General features: G+C 37.4%; 14 protein-coding genes. 6 read left to right on the top strand and 8 right to left on the bottom strand.

Going from position 1 to position 21,386, the window contains the following annotated elements:
• Positions 1-32: 32 nt before the first annotated feature.
• The 3 genes from IM793_RS09625 to IM793_RS09615 all read right to left on the bottom strand — a co-directional run bounded on the left by IM793_RS09625 (position 33) and on the right by IM793_RS09615 (position 4,385).
• Positions 33-1,553 (bottom strand): PepSY domain-containing protein, encoded by a 1,521-nt coding sequence (locus IM793_RS09625; RefSeq protein WP_193420800.1) that lies wholly within the window; start codon positions 1,551-1,553, stop codon positions 33-35.
• 75 nt (positions 1,554-1,628) lie between these two features.
• Positions 1,629-3,956 carry a TonB-dependent receptor gene (locus IM793_RS09620; RefSeq protein ID WP_193420798.1) on the bottom strand — a complete coding sequence of 776 codons (2,328 nt, stop codon included), beginning with the start codon at positions 3,954-3,956 and terminating at the stop codon, positions 1,629-1,631.
• Positions 3,957-4,100: 144 nt separating this feature from the next.
• Positions 4,101-4,385, bottom strand: coding sequence for a hypothetical protein (locus tag IM793_RS09615; RefSeq protein ID WP_193420796.1), 285 nt, complete (start codon positions 4,383-4,385; stop codon positions 4,101-4,103).
• Between the two features lie 450 nt (positions 4,386-4,835).
• On the opposite strand from IM793_RS09615, the gene IM793_RS09610 reads away from it, so the two are divergent.
• A complete protein-coding gene (locus tag IM793_RS09610; protein ID WP_193420794.1) occupies positions 4,836-5,090 on the top strand; it encodes a hypothetical protein in 255 nt (84 codons plus the stop codon).
• A 419-nt stretch (positions 5,091-5,509) separates the two neighbouring features.
• Here the strand turns inward: IM793_RS09610 and IM793_RS09605 are convergent, their stop codons facing one another.
• Positions 5,510-7,246 (bottom strand): phospho-sugar mutase, encoded by a 1,737-nt coding sequence (locus tag IM793_RS09605; protein ID WP_193420792.1) that lies wholly within the window; start codon positions 7,244-7,246, stop codon positions 5,510-5,512.
• A 262-nt stretch (positions 7,247-7,508) separates the two neighbouring features.
• Here IM793_RS09605 and IM793_RS09600 point away from each other — a divergent pair, with 262 nt between their 5' ends.
• Entirely contained in the window at positions 7,509-8,822 is a 1,314-nt protein-coding gene (locus IM793_RS09600) for an aspartate kinase (RefSeq protein WP_193420790.1), read from the top strand.
• On the opposite strand, the gene IM793_RS09595 is transcribed toward IM793_RS09600, so the two are convergent.
• The gene (locus IM793_RS09595; RefSeq protein ID WP_193420788.1) at positions 8,811-8,975 is read right to left on the bottom strand and encodes a hypothetical protein; all 165 of its coding nucleotides are present in this window, start codon (positions 8,973-8,975) and stop codon (positions 8,811-8,813) included. The two genes, IM793_RS09600 and IM793_RS09595, sit on opposite strands and share 12 nt — an antisense overlap.
• Positions 8,976-9,140: 165 nt before the next feature.
• Between IM793_RS09595 and lysA the strand changes: the two genes are divergently transcribed.
• Complete coding sequence (gene lysA / locus IM793_RS09590) at positions 9,141-10,310, top strand: diaminopimelate decarboxylase (protein ID WP_193420787.1); 1,170 nt, start codon at positions 9,141-9,143, stop codon at positions 10,308-10,310.
• Between the two features lie 69 nt (positions 10,311-10,379).
• Here lysA and IM793_RS09585 read toward each other — a convergent pair whose 3' ends face one another.
• The 3 genes from IM793_RS09585 to IM793_RS09575 are packed head-to-tail and all read right to left on the bottom strand — an operon-like array spanning position 10,380 to position 15,522.
• Complete coding sequence (locus tag IM793_RS09585) at positions 10,380-12,632, bottom strand: TonB-dependent siderophore receptor (RefSeq protein ID WP_193420785.1); 2,253 nt, start codon at positions 12,630-12,632, stop codon at positions 10,380-10,382.
• A 33-nt stretch (positions 12,633-12,665) separates the two neighbouring features.
• Positions 12,666-14,090: an ABC transporter permease gene (locus tag IM793_RS09580; protein WP_193420783.1), complete on the bottom strand. Its 1,425-nt coding sequence runs from the start codon at positions 14,088-14,090 to the stop codon at positions 12,666-12,668.
• Positions 14,077-15,522, bottom strand: coding sequence for an ABC transporter permease subunit (locus tag IM793_RS09575; protein WP_193420781.1), 1,446 nt, complete (start codon positions 15,520-15,522; stop codon positions 14,077-14,079). The genes IM793_RS09580 and IM793_RS09575 overlap by 14 nt, the downstream gene beginning before the upstream one ends.
• 87 nt (positions 15,523-15,609) lie before the next feature.
• Between IM793_RS09575 and IM793_RS09570 the strand changes: the two genes are divergently transcribed.
• The 3 genes from IM793_RS09570 to IM793_RS09560 are packed head-to-tail and all read left to right on the top strand — an operon-like array spanning position 15,610 to position 21,386.
• Positions 15,610-17,811: a peptidase domain-containing ABC transporter gene (locus IM793_RS09570; RefSeq protein WP_193420779.1), complete on the top strand. Its 2,202-nt coding sequence runs from the start codon at positions 15,610-15,612 to the stop codon at positions 17,809-17,811.
• Between the two features lie 25 nt (positions 17,812-17,836).
• On the top strand, positions 17,837-20,509 hold the full coding sequence (locus tag IM793_RS09565) for a lantibiotic dehydratase (protein WP_193420777.1): 2,673 nt from the start codon (positions 17,837-17,839) through the stop codon (positions 20,507-20,509).
• A complete protein-coding gene (locus IM793_RS09560) occupies positions 20,502-21,386 on the top strand; it encodes a thiopeptide-type bacteriocin biosynthesis protein (RefSeq protein WP_193420775.1) in 885 nt (294 codons plus the stop codon). The genes IM793_RS09565 and IM793_RS09560 overlap by 8 nt, the downstream gene beginning before the upstream one ends.

Below are 21,386 nucleotides of genomic sequence, written 5' to 3'. Positions count from 1 at the left end.
TAATATGTTTCAAATTTACTGTATTTTGTTTTTTACTTTTTTATAAAAATCATTAAGCCGAGCAAGCTAACGGTTAAAATTAACAGGGCTGCTAATAAGATAAAGAAATCACGAAAGTTTTTCCCTGCCCAATCCAGGTAATGGAATTTGTGCAGAAAAGCAAAAGAATACCCTTCGTAACGATCGGCATCTGCAATTTTTGCAGCTAAACGGGATGTTTTGGTGTCGATATATAAATTTGTGTGATTGGGAGTGTTATACGTCAGTTTTACAACAGGGAGGCGTTTAAAAACAAACCCATATTCTCTATCATCGAATTTATAGAGTACGCTGGTTTTTATTAGTTTCGCTTTGCAAATGTCATTTTCAGTAACGTTTGAAGTACAACATTCCATTTCGGGCTCGTCTGTATCTTCTGATTTGTTTTCAAACTTATTCGCTAAGAATTTAGCATATTCGAGATTACCGTTGTTGAGTTTCGAACTATCTTTTGCATTGATATAAATCGTTTCTTCCGGCAGATCTTCGGTCTTATTGTAGAATAATTGAAAATATACCTGTTTTTTAAACTTTACAAGGGAAATATTGTTCAGCCGGTCCAAATCTAAATTTAAAATGTTATTGGGTATTTTAAGTTCACTAAGATTGATGTTTGGCTGGTAAATTACATTCTGAACGGTATTTGAGTTAAGCTTATTCATAACATGGTAAGCTCCGCTAAATGCAAAGGTTAATGTTAATAAAGAAATGCAAATTCCAATCTGACGGTGGTAAAGCCTTAAAAAACCAATTTTGCTTCCCTGTTTTGGTTTTTTAAATTTTTTCCAGAGCACACCATAAATTAAAATACCACTTAAAGCAGATAAAGTAATAATGGACAATAAAGCCACCATAACACAGGTTTTAACCGTATTATTACTGATTGCTTCTAAAAATGACCAGCTATGGAAATTATCAAACAGCCATAAAAAGGTTTTTCTTGCGTCAGTATTAAAAGTAGCCAATTGAGAAGAGGCTGTTTCTACATAAACATCCATGGCGTCTTTTCGGTTAAAACTTACTTTCCAAACCGGAAGATATCTGTTTACATATTTATATTGCTGACTAAAACCTGTTTGAACAGTAATTGATTTAATTTTACTCGAACGGTCTGCAATAAAATAACGGGCCAGATATTCAGCATAACGTTCGTCTCCATTGCTTAATGCTATTCCGGTTGTTGTATTAAAGTAGTGTAAATCTCCCTTGATACTTTTAAGCTGATAATAGGTTTGCTGATCGAAATTTACTATCCTGAAGTTTTTAAATTCCTGGATATTATTTTTAAGCAAAACATCCTGAAGTGTGAGTTTAATCTGCCCCTTATTGATGGGTTTTGGTACTAAAATCTGATGGGCAATTTGAGGCTTAAACCAATTGGATAAAAAAGGATGCATCAATCCGGATAATGTCCAGAAAATCACAGGGATAACTGTAATAAGCCCAATAGTACGATGCCATTTGTACATATTACGCTTGATGCTTTGTTTAAAATTTGATGTTTTATTATTCATCTTTAAAATTTTTTATTTTAAATGAAAGAGGTAAAATGAAAACCTGATGCGATCTGATGACATCTTTTGGTACTTCTATTTTTTCCCTGCAAAATTATATTGGATTCCGAACACGAATGTTCTTGGTGCCGCAGGAGTAAAGGTGCTTGTATCTGTTGCATTATTTCCTCTGGTAACATTTGTAGCATAAAGTGTATTTCCTAAATTCATTACATTACTATATACTTCCACACCTTTAATTTTATACCCAATCCGGTAGTTTAGTAGTGTATAACCATCATATTTAACTGTGTTTATCTGATCCTGGTAGTAAGAAGATAAATGTTGCAACTCTATAGACATCCGCAGATTTGGCAATTGTTTTGGATAATAGTTAAACTCTGTATTGTATACCCAGCGTGGAGCAGATGGCATTTCGTAATTGTTCAGATTCTGTAGGGCATCTTTAGGATTATCACTTACCTGAAAACTGATGAATTTGTGTATGGCAACTGTGCCGCCAAAACGGAAAGAAAATTGCGGATCAGGATTAGCGGTAATACCAAATTCAATTCCACGATGTAAAGTTTTTCCTGCCGATTGATAATCGGTTGAATTATCTGGTTGACGGATACTTAGCAATTCATTAGTGCCATTCATTTGGTAAATAGCAATATCAGCATAAACTTTATGGTTAACGAATGTTGCCCAACCACCAAGCTCATAATTCTGGAAAGTTGCAGGCTCCAGGTTATAATAAAACTGGGCAGGACTGGTGTTAGGCTTTGCTCTAAAAATTGCAGTTAAAGCGGTTGGCGAAAAACCTTGTGCGTAATTGGCATATAGTCCTTTCTCCTGATCGATCTGATAAGTTAAACCAATTTTAGGCGTTAACTTACTATATGCTTTTTCTCCGGAACTATTATCTAAGTTATTTATATAGGTAAAACTCATCCTGTCATATCGGAGACCTGTAGAAAATCTTATTTTTTTTACCAGCTCGAAATCATATTGCAGATAACTTGCGGCATTGCGGATTTTGGCATTGTAATCAGACAATTCAATATCCGGACGTTCTTCTTTAAGGCTATATTTTTCAACCGATTTTCCATCAGGACGAAGTTGTGCAATTAAATCAGTTTGATAAGCCCAATAATCGTTTGGAGAATAATCAAACATGGCTCCGGCAATTAATTTTGAATTTAAGAAATTGAAATGTTGACTGTGCTGCGCAATAACACCATAGCTGCTGAAATTGTTAGCATTAATTTGGCCAGTTGCAGTAGTTTGGCCTGTTTTCCATCTGATACCATAGGAAGGATTTTGTCCTAATTTATCGTTCCTGTTAAAAATGGTAACAAATGATTTAGCATTTTCATTCCATTCATGTTCAAGGGTTAACCGTGTTCTGTTCGCGTCCGATTTGCGGTAAGCGAAATCGGATGTGCTCAGGTAATTTCTACTATAAAAAGCAATACTATCTACGCTACCACTCATTTGGGAGTTGTATTTGCCGTAAATAAAATTACCAATTAAGCGTGTTTTAGGAGTGAAATTATATTCTAAACGGGCATTTATTGTTTGTTTATCATAGTCAGAAGTGGTCATCCATGAATTGGTTTGTTTACTGGTTAAGCCTCCAATGTAGAATCCAAATTTTCCAATTGTAGCACCAGTACCAAACTGAAACCGCTTATATCCCCAGTTATCAAATTGAAATCCTGCTTTAGCAGTAGGAACTGTTGTTGGTCTTTGCATGATAAAATTAACTGCACCACCAATAGCTTCTGGTCCGTAGATGGATGAAACCGGACCTTTTACAACTTCGATAGAACTAACCGTATATTGATTAATTTGTAACAGGGCATTGTGATTAAAAACACCCATCGGACGAATAGGAACACCATCTTCCATATATAAATAATACGGGTTGGTTGTAATTGGCTGTCGGATAGACATCATGTGTTGTTCATTGCCTAAATCGACCATCAAAACACCAGGCGTCTTATTTACCACCTCGAATAAAGTGGTAGCTTTCGTTTCGTCGATTAATTTCGCACTAAGTTTCGTTATTGCAATGGGCGTTTCGCTACGTAACGAAGCTTCTCTATTTGCCGTAACCATAACACTCTGCAAAGTTCTGGAATCGGTTGTTAATTCTATATTTTGATTGTTGTAAGCTTTAATTTCTACATTTTTATAACTGATGCAGCTAATTAAAAGATCTGGTGAAGCTTGGCTGCAAGCTAGTTCGAAATAACCTTCGTTGTTGGTTTTTGTAATGTTAACGCTATTTTTTTCCTTAACCAGCGCGGCAACAACAGGTTCTTTTGTTTGCGCATCGTATATTTTTCCTTTGATTGTTTGTGCGTACGCAGCAATATTAAGGCATAACAAAATGCCTGTTAGTATTTTGAATTTCATTCTTTACAAATTGGGTAGTAATTAATTGTTTAAACTAACCAGCGTGATAACATTTGTGTTTAATAGATAAACATGCCAGCATTGACGCCTGATTGGCATAAACTGGTGCTTTCTATTTGATGTTATTTTGGTTATAATTAAAAATTAACCCAATTTTGGAGGATGGAATATGGATATGGAAAGATCTTTAACCGGTTTTTCGATGTAAAGATTTTCTGAAGTGATGATAAAATAAGGAATATGATGGTTTAATGTAACAGTCTGAAATCTGGGTTCAGCCTCTATAACTCTTTTAAGGTTTTCCTGAGCCTGTTTGTTTTTACCATCAAGGTCTTTCAGTTTTTTTGCCAGGAAACACTGTCCATCGCAATGTAATTCAGGATGCTCTTTATTAATACAGAATACACTGGTAATGTATTCTTTGTTCATTTTATAACCAGAATAAATCACCAATTGCATGAAACCGTTGCTAACGGTGCATATAATGATAAGATATATTAAGATTTTTTTGAACATGGTCTTGCGCTGCAAAAGTATTAAAGAAATTGGTTGCAGCAAAGGAAAAATACGAAAGGTACAGATTTCTTATTTTTTCTTTTTTATTCCGAGAATATCTCCGAGCCTTGCCTCGGCGTTCTTTATTTTTAAACTTACATACATTACTTAACTGAAGACAAATTTCAATATAAAATACTAGGCGTATGCTAACAAATTAGCTAAACGTAGTTTTAATGCGATAATAGCTTTAAATATTAGAAGATAAAAGTGATTAGATAACTTTATAGGTTCTTGGTTTTAAAATTATTTTTTTGAGAGTGCTGTGATTAAAAAAAGTATTTTTATATTTAAATAAATTTATTAAACTTATAACTAACTAATATGAAAGACTTTGTAAAATTATCAAGAAAGGAACTGAAAATGATATTTGGAGGCGGTGGATATAGCTTTTCTCCCGCCTTAGGCTCGTGCGTTGAGAATGATACTGGAAAGCTTGTGTCGATGGGATTTTGTTCATCAAACAACTCGGCTCTTATAAATTGTGGTTCTGGTAGTGTAGCCCAGTGCATATATGATGAGAACGCTAATTTAATAGCTGCAGTTCCTCAATCATGCCAACAGTTTTGTCCAAATTAATCTTCCAGAACAGAAAGAAGGCAATAATCTATTTATAAATCACAATACTCATTTAATCGGAATAATTCAATTAGTATTGTGATTTATGAAAAGTTTCAAGACACCTGTCTTTCTAAGCATTATCCTGAGGTTTACTGCATTAATATCATAAATGTCCTAAATCCTTTCATACTGTAATTCTACAGATTAGTTACTTTCTTTAGATCGGTTATCCTTAATTCCGTATCAATATTGCTTGATTTAGAGAAGCCAACGATTCATCACCTTATCCTTTCCACGGAAGCTTGGGAAGATTATGAATAAATTGAAAAGCCTTTAGCAAGACGCTAAGATTATCGAAGATAGTACTAAATAAAAAACACAGATGAAAGGCATTCATCTGTGTTTATCCTTTTTATCTGTGGTATAAATGGTAAAAATTATGCCTGCAAATCGGCCATTACCGCTTTAATTTTTTCTCCAAGCTGTGCATTAACCGAATCAAAATCTTTCCTGTCGGCTAAAGGTGCATTTACACTGCAATAGAATTTAATTTTAGGCTCCGTACCACTCGGACGAGCCGAAACAATACTTCCATCTTCAGTAATAAACTGTAAAACATCCGAACTTGGATAATCCAATTTGGTTACTTTTCCGGTTACTAAATCAGTTTCCTGGCTTAATTCGTAGTCTTTCAGTACCGAAACTTTAGAGCCGCCTAATGTTGCTGGAGGGTTTTCCCTGAATTTAACCATCATGGCTTTAATTTCTTCAGCACCTGATTTACCTTTTTTAGTCAACGAAACCAGATCTTCTTTATAAAGGCCATATTCTACATACATATCCAATAAGGCATTGTATAAACTTGCACCTTTATCTTTGTAATAAGCAGTCATTTCAGAGATAAAAGCTGCAGAAACTACTGCATCTTTATCGCGTACTAAATCGCCTATTAAATAGCCGTAACTCTCTTCGCCTCCTCCAATAAAGTATTTTTTGCCTTCCAGCTCCGTCATTAACTGACCGATGTATTTAAATCCTGTTAAGGTATTGTAATAGGTTACATTTTTCTTTTTGGCAATCTCTTCGATCAGGTTAGAGGTTACAATGGTTTTCACGATAAACTGGTTACCATCTAATTTGCCGCTATCTTGCCAGGCTGATAATAAATAGTTAATTAATAGACTACCTGTTTGGTTACCATTAAGGAGCACCCATTCGCCATCATTATCTTTTACGGCAATCCCCACACGATCCGCATCTGGATCAGTTGCCAAAACTAAATCAGCATCAATCTCTTTTGCTTTGTTCATCGCTAGAGTTAATGCTTCTTTTTCCTCTGGATTTGGATAAACCACAGTTGGGAAATTTCCGTCTGGTGTGCTTTGCTCTTCAACTAAGGTTACGTTGGTAAAACCAAATTGAGCTAGCGCTTTAGGCACCAATGTGATTCCCGTTCCATGGATAGGTGAGTAAACAATTTTTAAATCGTGCTGTCTTTTAATGGCTTCCGGAGAAATTGAAAGTGCTGCAATACCATCCAAATAAAGTTTATCTACATCTTCACCAATTAATTCAATATTTGAATCTACACGATCAAATTTTACTTCATCAATGCTTTTAATCTTGTTTACTTCATCAATTACCAATTTATCATCAGGAGAAGTAAACTGGCCACCGTCTGCACCATAAGCTTTATAACCGTTATATTCTTTAGGATTATGCGATGCGGTTAACATAACTCCACTTTTACAACCAAAATGGCGCACAGCAAAAGAAAGCTCTGGCGTTGGTCTTAATGCAGAGAAGAAATATACATGGATCCCGTTTGCTGAAAAAACGTCAGCTGTAATTTTGGCGAAATAATCAGAGTTGTTGCGACTATCATGCGCAATGGCCACTTTGATTTTCTCGTTCGGATATTTGTTGTTTAAGTAGTTGGCCAATCCCTGTGTAGCGGTTCCAATGGTGTATTTGTTTATCCGGTTGGAACCTGCACCCATTATACCGCGTAAACCGCCTGTTCCAAACTCTAAACTTCTATAAAATGCATCTGTTAATTCGGTAGTCGCATCTTTGTTTACAAGAGCCTGAATTTCTGCCTTTGTATTTTCATCATAATTCCCACTTAACCACTGATTAATTGTGGCTTGCGTTGATTGGTCAATTGCCTGCATTGAGCTGTTTTTTAAATTTAATATCTGGTGTTGAACAAATTTAAATGAATGATGTTTGGTTGAAACCTATTTATTTCAACTCATCCAAATTTTATTTTGTTGAGGTTGTTGCTTTTAAGCTTGTTTTGCTTATTTTCACGCCCCGATACAATAATAAAGAAATTCCGGTATTAAAGTAAAATCATCTTAACTTTTTCACAATCCGAAAGGGATTATGTAAAGTTTTGGCAGTTTTTATCACAGTTAATAATAATTTGAGTAGATGAAAATATTAAAATTTGGGGGTACATCTGTTGGTAGCCCCGAGCGCATGACGAAGTTATTGGATATCATAGATCCAAATGAAGAACAGATTGTAGTGTTATCAGCCGTTTCTGGAACTACAAATAGTTTAGTAGAGATTTCTAATTATTTTTTAGCCGGAGATAAGAAGAACGGAAGTACCGCCGTAGAAAATTTATATCAAAAATATAAGGATTTCGTAATTGAACTTTTGCCCGCTGCTGATTTTCAGGAAATGGGAAATGAAGTGATTGATTACCATTTCAGCTTTTTAGCCGTTTTAACCAATGATATTTTTACTTCAGTTGAGGAAAAAGTAGTATTGGCACAAGGTGAGCTATTATCTACCACTTTATATCACATCTATTTGAAGTCAATTGGAATCGAATCCGTATTGTTACCCGCATTGGATTTCATGAAAACGGATGAAGATAACGAGCCTGATATTCCATTTACCACAAAGCACTTAACACCTTTGTTGGAAGAGCATAAAGACAATAAGTTATTTATTACGCAAGGGTACATCTGTCGCAACAGTTTTGGCGAAGTAGATAACCTGCGTCGTGGTGGTAGTGACTACACGGCCTCATTGTTAGGCGCGGCAATTCTGGCCGAAGAAGTTCAGATCTGGACGGATATAGACGGCATGCATAACAATGATCCACGTATTGTTAAAGGCACCAGGCCAATTGCCCGGTTATCATTTGATGAAGCAGCTGAGTTGGCTTATTTTGGTGCAAAGATTTTGCATCCTCAATCGGTTTTCCCAGCACAGAAATATAAAATTCCGGTTCGTTTATTAAATACGATGGAGCCTTCTGCGGCGGGTACTTTGATTACGCATGATAGCGAAAAAGGAAAGATTAAATCTATCGCTGCTAAAGATGGCATTACTGCAATCCGCATTCAATCTAGCCGCATGTTATTGGCTTATGGTTTCTTACGCCGTGTTTTTGAAGTTTTTGAGCGTTACAAAACACCAATCGATATGATTACTACTTCTGAGGTAGCCGTATCATTAACCATCGATGAAACAGCTCATTTACCACAGATTATCGAAGAACTGGAAAGTTTCGGAACAGTTGAAGTAGATACCAACCACAGTATTGTTTGTGTGGTTGGCGATTTCGGATCAGAGAAACATGGTTTCGCCAGCAGGGTTTTGGAAGGTTTAAAACACATTCCAATCCGTATGATTTCTTACGGAGGAAGCAATTATAACGTATCGCTTTTAATTTTAAGCGAGTATAAAACTGAGGCTTTAAGAAGCTTACACAATAGATTATTCGAATAAGAGAAAAAAGGCGCCAATTACTACCATTAATCCGATAAGGAAGTGAAAAGCCAAAAAGCTTGATGGTAGTAATCCGTTTTTATATTTTTTGTAGGAGTTATACAATCCCGCAGAAAGAATAAGAATGATAAATATGGCAGCTGCTATCTTCATTTTTTGATAAATAAAAGGAACAGTACAATAAAAAGTAACACGATAAAAAATCGGATTTTTCCATTGTATTGTTTCCGGGTAATTCTTCCATGTTTTAAATCCAGGTGGTTACCCAAATAAACTAACCCGAAGAATAAAATTAAAATTATAATAAGGAATTTGAACATGTTCGCCGATAAAGATATATCAAAGTTTAACAATATTGAAACGCCTTTTTACTACTATGATACCGATCTGTTGCAAAAAACCTTGCATATCTGTGCAGATGCAGCGGCTCCATACCATTTCCATATCCATTATGCATTAAAAGCGAACTTCAATAGTGTGCTGTTAAACCAGATCAAAGAAATTGGTTTCGGTGCAGATTGTGTAAGTGCAGGAGAAGTGAGAAGAGCTGTTGAAGTAGGTTTCGATCATAAAAAAATCGTTTTTGCCGGAGTAGGCAAATCGGATAAAGAAATCAACGAAGCTCTTGATCTTGATATTTTCTGCTTTAATGTAGAATCTATCCAGGAATTAGAAGTGCTAAATGAACTTGCCGGTAAAAAAGGTAAAACCGCTCAGGTGGCTATTCGCATCAATCCTAATGTTGATGCCCATACCCACCACAACATTACCACGGGTTTAGATGAAAATAAATTCGGAATTAATTCCTGGGATTTGCCAGAGTGTGCGGATACCTTAAAAGCTTCGCCAAACCTTAAATTTATCGGCATTCATTTCCATATTGGTTCACAAATTACCAATCTGGATGTGTACAAAAACCTTTGCGTGCGTGTAAATGAATTTGCAGCATGGTTTGAAGATAAAGGGTTTAACCTTAAAGTCTTAAATGTTGGTGGCGGCTTGGGGATCGATTATTACAATCCTAATCACCAGATTCCTGACTTTGAATCTTATTTTAAGATTTTTAATGAATTTTTGACTGTTAAACTTGGTCAGGAAGTACATTTTGAATTGGGTAGGGCTTTAGTTGGACAATCAGCTTCATTAATTACAAGAGCACTTTACATTAAAAAAGGAAAGAAGAAAAATTTCGTGGTTTTAGATGCAGGGATGACCGAATTGATGCGCCCGGCTTTATATCAAGCCTACCATAAAATCGAAAATCTTAGTCAGTCCGGAGTCGTAAGTCCGAAGTCGGAAGTGGTTAAATACGATATTGTAGGACCGATTTGCGAAAGTACCGATTGTTTTGGTAAAGAAGTTGAGCAGCCAGAATCTTTCAGAGGTGATATTTTTGCCATCCGTAGTGCAGGTGCTTACGGTGAGGTAATGGCTTCCAAATATAACCTTAGGGATGCCATAAGATCGGTTTACAGTAACGAAATTTAATATCAATCGCCGATACGTGTAGCAAATGCTGCAAACGTATCGGCGATCTTTTTTTTAGGCAATAAGGTGTTAAAACCTGAGGCCAACAGAAAATCTGATATTAAAGGGTTCACCTTCAACAAAGAAATAGTTATTCCCGGCATATGGGAAATCAGTTGTAATATCTCCGGAAGAAATATAACGTTTATTCGCCAGGTTATCTGCGATTACCCTAACCCAATATCTCGGATTTGTAAAGCTCACCCCAGCATCAAACTTGGTGTAATTAGGCAAGAAAACATCCCGCTGACTAATTGCAGAGAGTTTTGCAATGCTGGTTTGGCCGGCACTCAGTGAAATTTTATTATATCCCTTTAATGGAATGCTGTACTGAATCCAGGTATTAAAAATTTGTTGTGGCACATCAGGCATTTTTTGTCCTACAATAGAAGGATTGTCAGGTGTAGGATCAAGGTTATTGTCTTTGGTGATTTTAGCATCTACATAGGTGTAATTCGCCACTAATGAAAGGCGATCGGTGATGTTTCCAATCACATCTACTTCAATCCCGTTACTCACTACTTCGCCCAATTGCAGGTAATAAGCTACAGCGCCTGCAGCAGCTGTGTAACTTCTAAAATCCCTGGCAGATACATTTTGTTTTGCCGAGTGGAAACCATTTATGGTGGTTAGCAACTTGCCATTAAACCATTTTTTCTTAAAACCAAGATCGAAGCTATTTCCGAATTGAGGGTCTATAGGTCTTGTTCCGGTAACTGTCCGCTGTCCTGCCGTTGCACTGGCAGTTGTTTCAGTTACTACCTGACCCGTTTGCGGAACAAATGATTGATCATACAAAAAGTAGATGGAAGAAGTAGAATCCGGAGTAAAAGTTAGGGCTAATCGTGGTGAAAAGGCATGTTGCTTGTATTGATCAGGCGTTCGTGGACCTTTTGTGGTCGTTAAAATATTCTGATTTCTGTATTCCGTATATCGCGCTCCAATAGTCAGTAGAAATTTATCTAAGGCAATGTTATCATAAACGTACGCCGCCGTGTAATGAATTTTATTTTCCTGCCTGATGGATCTTTTGGTTACAGCTACCGTATTTGGATCGACATCATAATTCGGATTGTTGCGATCGAATGCGATGGGATTGGTTCCGTAATAGGTTGAAAGTGAATCTTTTCCTTTAGTATAATCGCCACCAACCAAAAGTGTATGTTTAAACTGCCCGGTGTTAAATTTACCGTTCAGAAATAAATTGGTGTTATAGGTTTCACCTAACAAATTAGAATTACTGGATATACGCTTGGTTTTACCCGCATCATCAAAACTGATCGAAGTTCTGTTATTTGATGAAACCATATACCATTGCGTAGAAGGAGCCTTCACATAATTAGATTGGGAAGCTAACTGCCAGTTCGAATTGAATTTGTGAACGGCTACAATTCTGCCCGTATGTGTTTGTGCAACACTCAACGGAAGGCCAATACCTGCGCTGTAATTTACGCCAATCGGATCCTGCAATACATCTTTATCCTGGCGAAGTTTATTAATTGATGAACCATTTTTTACTTCACCGCGAATGTAATTATATTCGGCAATGACATAAGTCCGCGGGCTGAAGTTATACTGAACTACAGGAGCAATCACATATTTCTCCGTTTTCATGTAGTTCAGGTAAGAATTTTGCCGCTGATATGCTGCGTTGAAACGGTAAGAAAACCCTTTGTCTAAAGCTTTACTGCCAACATCAACTGTAGATCTGAAAAGGTTGTAATTACCTCCCGTAAGCTGCACATTCAGTAGCTTTTCTTTCGGTGTTTTGGTCGAAATGTTTAATGTTCCGCCGGGTTCGCCAACAGCACTGATAAATCCGGCCGGACCTTTAATAAATTCCAGATTTTCAATTAGAGTTTCATCATCAAGTGTTGCACCAAGTACCAGTCGGCTGGGCATTCCGTTAATGGTGGTAGCGGCATTAAACCCTCTGATTTTAATGGAAGCAGAATTGTCAAAAGGCGAACTGTTGTATCCGAAATAAATTCCGCTGGCATTCCTGGCCATGTCTTTTAATTGAAAACTTCCTTGCTGCTGTATTAATGCAGAAGAAATACTAATAATGTTTTGAGGCATCTGAAGTAGTGGAATCTGCATTCTCAAGGCTGCAGATAAGGTGTCTTTTCGTAATTTAACAGCTTTTTTTCCGGCAATACTAATTTCTCTTAACTGCTGCGTTCTGTTAGAATCTAAGGTAGATTTCGTTTTGCTTTGCTGTTGTGCAAATAGCCGGGGAATGTAAATAAGGGTGATTAATAACAAGTAAAGTTTTTTCTTCATTTCTGTGATTTTATTAAATTGATGGTAATTGTGTTATAATGGTAATTTGATTTTTGTACTTAAGAATAGGATAGAGAGGGAGATAATCAGCAACCTAAGGATGTCTGTTAAGATATTTGTGTTCTTTCCAGGAGCTGGTTGCATCTTAAATTCGGGAAGATGATGTAAGTCAGCAAGGCTTAAATTTTTATTATGAATAATATAATCTGTCATGAAATCGACCCAATTTTTTTGAAAGTGATTGACCTGGTTTTGATAAGATAAATAATCCGTCAGGCCACTTTCTGCTATTGAGTTCAGCAAGTATTGTGTTTTCGTAGCCGGATTAATCCAGCTTAATTTAGCTGAAATCAAATTTTGCTTTCGCGGATACTGATTGTAATGTATTATCACCGAAGTCATTTTCCTGCCCAGAAGATCATAATAGGCACTGAAACGAACGGTGCTATTCTCGCTGGTATCCGCAGCGCTTTTTAAGGAATTATATTTTGGATGATTAGCATAAAACGTATCAATAAGTGCTTGTTTAGGCATTGCCCAAATGGCTTCGCTGTTTTCCCGTAAAGCAACGGCTTCATCCGTTTTTAATGGAATAGGATACACCTGGCGAATGAAGGCATTGGTAAGGGCAGGTAATACCAGGAGAAAGAAGCACCATGCAGCCAGTAGGTAAAGTGCATTCACAGCAGAACTTTTGCCGAGTTTGATCAGCATTAAACAGATTGAAAACCAGAATGCCAGATATACTGTAACGGTAAAAAACCATAGTAAGGAAGTAGTCAGGTTAAAGGAACTGAGCTGCGAATCACTTATGATTCCGATTGCACTCAGCAACCAAGCCAGTAATGCCACCACGGTAAAACGAAAGCCAAGTTTATAAACGATGATGCGGTTAGGATGCTCTCCCTGAACAGCCAACAGGCGATCAGTTTGTTGTTCTTTCTCTTTCGACCAGGTATTATATGATAATGCGATAGCCAATAATGGAAAAAGGTAAATGATCACATAGGCGAGATCGAAATTTCCGGCTGCGAGCATTTCCGGATTGGCAATTTCAGCATTTGGCGCATTTACTGCATTTCTTTTTCGGGTAATTACTTCATAATAAGGTAATATATCTCTTTGACCTACAGATAGTGACGACAGTGTTGCAGGTTTGTGTACCGCATTGAGCGGATTCCGGTATTCAATCACAGATGGAATTCCAGCCTGTGCATAGCTGGTTTTTCCTGCAGAAGTGGTGGTATCTGTCGTAAAATTTTTAGCCAGCTCATTAAATTTCTGATCGTAATTTCGTTCCAGACTATCTATAGCCGTAAGTTGCTTTTTGGTTAAATGGTAACCATCATAGATACTGTAAAGGCCTGTTAAAAAGAAGAACGCAATTAAGCACAATACCAATCGCTGTCTGAGAAGCATGCGCAGTTCAAATTTAAATACGATTTTAAGCAGGTTCATAATGGCGGGCTAAAGAACGTGAAGCAATAAACTGGAGCAATGCGGCAAGTAGCAGAATCCATCCGGCTATAGCATATAGTCCAATCTGGTTTAACTGGATCACCTTATGGATAGGTGGAAGCTGATCATCAAAGTTTTGAAGCTGGGCAAAATACTGAGGCCCCAAGGTATACTCACCCTTTACATCTTTACTGTGCATGGCGAGTTGCAGATTCAGCGTTTTAATTAAGTGATTGCGGTAAGTTTGCGCCTGTTTAAAAAAATACTGGTGATGATAATAATCGGTACCAGAAAGCGCCATTGAAATCCGCTTGATGGAGAGAAACGGATTAAAGATTCCTGCTATCGTTAAAAAGTTTTGTTGTTTATCAAACTGTCGCGATACTTTTTCCAGATAATGGTTAAACACCATATTACGATAATCCTCATGGTATTGAAAAGTTAAACCCTCAACATTAAATGGAAGCTCACTAACACTGTCTGCATGGTAATTTTTAAGAATATTTTTAACGAAACGTTCCCCACGTTCTGCATAAGGATCATGGCCGTTAAGCCCCTTTCTGTAGCCCTGTTCAACAAGCTCAGTAAAAGCTGCGCGTGACATAGGCGGATAGCTGCGATCGGCAATTCCGGTGAGTAATTTCGGCGAAATGATGCTCATTAATATCCAGCAGCTCAAAGCAGTTAAAAGTGCCTTTCCAGAATTACCACTCCAGGCTGAAATCAATATGCCCAGCAAGGCAATGAATAAAAAATACAATAGAAATGCTAATATCATCCAAAGTAATCTGGTGAGCAGTACGTCAGATCCTGGAGAAATCAATAGCATCATGATCATCAATAAAAAGACAGGTAGAACCACCGTTATGATAAAAAGGTAACTTGAAATTACCTTAACCCATATTAACCTTGAAGTGCTTAATCCCTGAGCCAGCAGCATTTTTAATGTACCCTGTTCTTTTTCTACGGTAATGCTGGTTGATGTGATGAAAAGGATGAGCAGCGGAATGAGCAATTGCAAAATCAAAGCAAGTGTGAGCCTTCCGAAACGCATGGAACTGTCATTTCCTTCCGCATTTGCTGCATCAGGTTCGTGCTGCACATGGGCTTCAATACGGTAGGTATTCCCGGCATAATCATCTAATCCGGTATCAAATACGTTTAACAGATTGATCGATTTAAAAAGGTAGGTGCCAAAGTGGGCTGCATCATGTGGATTGCGTTGTTGATGCGCCCATTGCTGCCTGAAAATTGTGTTGGCTTCAATTCTTTGTTTGTGTGCCGATTGATAATCTAAGTATGTACAAATGGCAGCCGCAATAAAAAGTGTCCAGATCATTACCGTGGAGATGAGCATCGTCTTGCTCCGGTAAATCACCAGCAACTCTTTTTTTATCAGCATTTGCCAAATGGCAAAGTTGTTTTTTTTCATTAAAAGATTAATTTAATAATGCATCAAAGTTGCATTATATTTTACATATTTGCAACTACATTGCATTTACGGTTTTTAAAAAATATTATGGTTAAAGATTTTATCCGCAGGAGAAAGTACCCGTTTTATAAGCAGCCAGATGCCATGGATTGTGGTCCGGTTTGCCTTAAAATGGTTGCTGGCTATCACGGTAAGAATTTTTCCATGCAGCATTTAAGAAAGCTTTGCAAAATCGGGAAGCAAGGCACCACAATGCTTGATTTAATTGATGCCGCAGAAAACATTGGCTTAAAAACCATGGCTGCGGAATTGGAATATAATAAACTACACAGACTACCCATGCCTTGCATAGTGCACTGGCAAAAAGAACATTATGTGGTGGTTTATGAAGTAAATGAAGAATCAGTCTATCTTGCAGATCCGGCGCTTAACAGTAAAATAAAATTAGATACGGCTGCATTTTTATCGGGCTGGAATATTAATGATGATGCACAGATTGGTCGGGTATTGTTATTAGAGACAACCCGTTCATTTCATGAAATGGATAGCAAGCCGGAGCATAAAACTTCGTTGTGGAACCTGGTTCCTTACCTAAAATTACACCGAAAAGGTTGGTTCCCCATAGCGGTGAGTTTGGCGCTGGCCAGTGGTTTTTCACTCGTGATACCTTTGCTAACCCAAATGATCGTAGACAAGGGCATTCAAGGGAAAAATACCAATTTGTTATTGCTGATTTGTTTAGGGCAGCTGATGCTTTTTTCTGGCCGGATGCTGATGGATTTTGTTCGGGGGAGATTGTTATTTAGAATTGGTGCCCGAACGAGCATCACCATGCTGAAAGATTTTCTGGCGAAACTGATGAAATTGCCCTTTTCATTTTTTGACAACCGGCAGGCGGGAGATAATATGCAGCGCGTAAACGATAATCAACGCATAGAGGAATTTCTGACCAACTCACTCATCAATTTTATTTTATCGGCAATTACCTTAATTGTACTTGGCGGCGTTTTGCTTCATTACAACTGGCAGATTTTTCTGCTATTTATTGTCGGCGCTGGCATCAGTGTAATCTGGTCTAACTCTTTTCAACAGAAGCGAAAAATGATTGATCAGAAGAAGTTCAAGGTACTTTCTGCCAACCAGCAATTGCTCCTGGAAATTTTCTATGCCATGCAGGAAATCAAATTAACTGGGAGTGAAGAAGAAAAAAAACAGCTATGGGAAGGATTACAAGATCAATCTTTCGATCTAAAACTTGAAGCATTACAACTTGATCAGCGAATGCAGGGTGTTGGTGCTTTTATTAATGAGGTGAAGAACGTGCTGATCACTTATGCTGCAGCCATGCTGGTGATCCATGATCAGGTAACATTGGGTGGCATGCTGGCCATTACTTATATCTGTGGACAGTTAAATGCTCCGGTAAACCAGTTAGTGGAATTTTCAAGGGTTTCACAAAATGCAGCATTCAGCTTATTGCGTATAGATGAAGTGCAACAAGAAACTGAAGAGGATTTTGGCGTGGATGAGGAATTGAATGGGGATGGACCGATAGATATTGTGCTGGATAAGGTATCGTTTCAATACGGGGGTAAACACAGTGCACAAGTATTAAAAAATGTCAGTTTGAAAATTCCAGCCGGAAAAGTAACAGCTATTGTGGGGACCAGCGGCAGCGGGAAGACAACATTGATTAAGCTTTTACTTAAATTTTATGCTTCTTCGGCAGGCATTATTGAAATTGGTACGCAAAAAATTGAATCCATTAATGCCAGATCATGGCGAAAACATTGCGGTGTAGTGATGCAGGATGGATATGTTTTCATGGATACCATTGCCAATAATATTTTTGCAGGTGCGGAAGTTAAAGATTTTAATCGTCTTTATGAGGCAGCTAAAATGGCCAATATGCATACTTTCTTCCTGAAAATGCCCTTCGGCTATGAAACCGTGGTCGGTAGAGATGGATTTGGCTTAAGTGAAGGCCAGAAACAGCGCCTGTTAATCGCCCGGATGATTTACCGTAATCCGGATTACATTTTTCTTGATGAGGCCACTAATTCATTAGATGCACAGAATGAACTTTCCATCGTACATAATCTCAATACTTTTTTTCAGGGTAAAACGGTGCTGATCGTGGCCCACAGGCTCAGTACGGTAAAAAATGCAGACCAAATTGTAGTGCTTCAGCAAGGTGAAATTAAAGAAGTTGGTACGCATCAGCAGTTGCTTCAAATCAAAGGGCACTATTACCACCTCATCAAAAATCAACTTGAACTTGGCCAATGATCTTCCATTAACCTATAACCATCTTATGTCAGTCAGAATTTTCCCTTATTCCTTAGTTCGATATGCGAATCTTAACCACGATGTATTCAATCAGCTTACATTTCATCAAGGCGAAAAGCTGATAGAAACACACCATGACTATCTCAAAAGGAGGGAAGAACTAAAAAATACATTATGTGATGCCTTATTTCCGATCATCAGTGAACAAACCGAAGATCAATTGAGGCAACAGTTAATCAATCTTAAAAGAAAAATATTTAATAACAAGCGGGTAGATGCAGAACAATCGACGCTTATCAAAGGCTTGAATGCCATATCATTATCTGAATCTTTTGAAGCTTACCTGTTAAACGAAACCCTGATCAATAATTTTTTTGAGGTAAATAATAAGCTATTTAACCACGAATCAACATTACATCAAAAAATTGTTCAGGAAATGGCATTAAACCCTGCGCTGCAAAATGGCTTAATGTTATCCAGTCCGGTGCTTTACACCCAACTGAAAAGTTTTGTCACAAAAGACCCGGAAAATTTTAAGCAAAAAGAGCTGCGAATGGAATTTAGTTTATTGCGGTATCTCAGCCGGATGGCTTTTAAAACTTCGCCATTTAGCAGCTTTACCTTTACCGGCGTGATGACCACCAGTACTCCTCCGGTAAACCATCCAAATAAAAATCCTAAAGTTCAGAGTAAACTGAAGCTGAACAATATTCTCTTCGAATACTTACGATCCATATTGAGGCAACATCCGGTATTGAATGAATATTTACTGCTGAAAATTAATATCACAGCAGAAATAAAAGGTGATAAAATACAATTCCTGACCAATTTCAATAACATCGAATCCTTTCAACAATTGCCTGCAAATGGTTTGCAACTGTTGATTGTCAATTATTTTCATCAAAACCACCAATCATTTACTTTAGCAGAATTAATAAAATATCTGTCAGATCACGTAGGAAATGCCAGTCACGAAAGCATTAAAACTTATATCATAAAATTGATCAATACCGGTTTGTTCGAGCCAGGCTTTGGCTTTTCCGGGATGGATGAAAACTGGGACGTAAAACTATTGGCGTTTTTTAAAGCTGTACCAGAGAAAAACAACTTAATAAAGCCCTTAATCAGCCTTTTCGAAACATTGCAAATTCAACGTGAAAGCTATGCAGCAGCAGGAACTGATGAACGCTACGTGATTTTACAGCAGGCAGAAAAAGCAGTGAACAGCACTTTTCTTCCATTACAAAAAGAAGCAGGCTTACCTTACTATACGAGTGCTGAGGAGAAAAAAATTATTGTAGAAAAAGAATCTCAAAAACTAGAGTCATTTTTAACCAACAACTTTGTTCCTTACTATTTTTCGGCACGTAATATTTTTTTTGAAGATTGTTTTACGGCTGAAACTGAAGTTTTGCCCGAAAAAGGGATAGCGGAGTTTGCTTCTAAAACGAACGAACTTGCCAAATTTCTGCTGCCGCTAGATGTGATGCGAAAAGAGCGCATCAAGATGCGCGATTTTTATATTAAACACTATCCTGGACATGAAAAGATAAAAATAACCGAGTTTTACCGGGACTACTATTTCTATATTAAAAAGCCCGAAATGGAGCAGGTAAACCAGAATGATCAGGCATTAACAGATTCAATGCCTTGGAAAATAGCTGTTCTTACCAAACTGGAGCAACAAACTACTTTAAATGATACATTAAACCTAACCGCTGATTTTTTTGCAGATTTACCTGTTCAACCTGATCTTGGAGAAATTTCATCGGTAGGCGCTTTTGTACAATTTTATGCGTGCGAGAAACGAGACCAGCTTTATGGGGTAATCAATTCGCTTTTACCCGGAATGGGAAAGGTAAGCGGAAGATTTCTGTCTTTGTTTGATTCAAAAATACAGGAAGATTTTATCACTCAAAACGAGTCACTAAACCCAGAAATAATTAAAGCTGAACTAAATGATGCCTCAACATTTAACGCAAATATTCATCCTCCTTTGCTCAGTCACGAGCTTACGCTTCCCTCTGGAAATAATATCTATCCGGCAGATCAGCAAATTAATGTTGGTGATTTAAGGGTTTGCCTTGATGCGGATACGAACAAACTTAAACTATGGCTAAATGATCATGAACTCTACAGCTATGATTTGAGTTTGGAATCTTTTTATAACCGTTCCAACTTATACCAGTTATTGGCGCACTTTAATCCTGATGCAAGGATTTCATTACAACCTTTTATCCAGTTGATAGATCAGTATGATTCAGGCAGGTTAGCAGATTCAGGGCCCGACGTTTACCTGCTTCCAAGAATCACATTTGAAGAAATAGTAATCATCAGGAGAAAAACATGGAGAATAAAAACTGCCTTAATTCCTGTTCAGCACCCAACTGAGACGGATTTTGAGTATTTTATTCGCTTACATAACTGGTTCGAATTGCAGAAAATACCAATAAAATTCTTTTTGTTTCTAAGGAAACGTGCTTATCAAAACAAAGCTGTAGATGGCGAAATCAACAAAAAAGAAGGCCTGCATGATGACTATAAACCACAATATTTAGCTTTAGATAAGCCGCTGTTTGTGTCTATGTTTAAACGACTTTTAGCAAGAGCAGGAAATAACATCACCATAGAAGAAGTACTTCCGGAACCTGTGGAAGGTGGAGTTAAAGAATATTTAATGCAGTGGTATAATGGATAGAGTAATCAAACCAATCAATTATGGCTGGCTCAGTCTGCATATTTATTATACTGGAAATGCTGATGAGCTTTTGAAACAGGCCATTGCGCCCTTCATCAGTAAATGGAAATTTTGTTTTTTTGCTGATTCGCCCTGGTTCTTTATCCGCTATTGGGAAGGAGGGAGTCATATTCGGTTGAGACTTCATGCCAATTCGTTTTACCATGAACAGATTACCAGTTCTTTAAGTAATGATCTTTGTCAATTTCAAAGCACCTCTTTCCGGGTGGAAAAAGTTCTGTCGGTTAAGTACGATCCGGAGATTAGCCGTTATGGGAATGTGGAAAGTATCGCCTGGGCAGAACAGCATTTTGCAGCTTCATCTACCTATGTTTTAAACTGGTTGCTGATTGGAGAAAATAGCAGTCAGGTTACTTTACAGGCGGTAAAGCTTCACCTGGTTCTGTTATTCTGTGTTGGATTAAAGCCTGAAAAAATCATCATATTATGTGATTTTTTTATAAACGGTTGGTTACCTGAACTTTATCGTTCAGGTTTTTCCGGGGACCATGAAAAGGTATTTTGGCTCAATCAATTTGAACAGGCATTTTTATCCAAAAAAGAAATAGTTTGCCTGGCAGCTGCCTCTTTCTGGGAAGAACTTGCCGCAAAAAACAATCTTCATGATGATTTAGCAAAGTATATGACGTGTAGCAAGAAAGTTATGGATCAGTATCAAACAGCAGAATTTGATGAATTTAAATTCCAGGAAATCATTTCAAGCCTGATGCACATGACTAATAACCGCCTGGGCATTGCCAATCAGGAAGAAGCCTATCTAATGTATGTGATCAAAACCTGCATCGAATATATTTTTCAAATGCATCATTCCAATTAA

It is taken from the genome of Pedobacter sp. MR2016-19 (genome assembly GCF_014947265.1).
In the GTDB taxonomy this organism is placed as follows: Bacteria; Bacteroidota; Bacteroidia; order Sphingobacteriales; family Sphingobacteriaceae; genus Pedobacter.
Note: the sequence above shows the minus strand (reverse complement) of the source record. Positions and strands in the feature narration are given on the sequence as shown.